The organism is Neisseria sp. P0009.S007, assembly GCF_051962515.1.
In genome coordinates this window covers 1-278 of the sequence record NZ_JBQCVF010001070.1, presented here as the reverse complement: position 1 = coordinate 278, position 278 = coordinate 1, and the positions used below count along the sequence as shown (strand labels likewise).

1 protein-coding gene is annotated in these 278 nt (G+C 39.6%); it reads left to right on the top strand.

All coding sequences use genetic code 11. The features are described from left to right. Window positions 1-150: 150 nt before the first annotated feature. Window positions 151-278, top strand: a 128-nt coding sequence (locus ACTHS3_RS17780; RefSeq protein WP_440368743.1) for a helix-turn-helix domain-containing protein, incomplete at its 3' end; no start/stop codon positions are given.

Here is a 278-nt window from a genome sequence, read left to right as displayed (position 1 = left end):
GTCTAACAATTCAGTATAGATAGTTTTCTATGTCGCAATTAATGATTTCCCCTGTAAGGAACTTTGCCGTCGAAAACTAATTTGCACTTTCCCAATGTGAAGAAGCAGAATTGCTTATCAACAAACAATACAGAAGAAAAAGGAATTTTCATGAAGTCGTTTGAGAAAATTGACAACATCCGCGATATCCGCAAAAAACTCGGTTTGAACCAAATGGACTTTTGGAGCCGTATCGGCGTAACTCAGTCCGGTGGTTCACGTTACGAATCCGGTCGTAA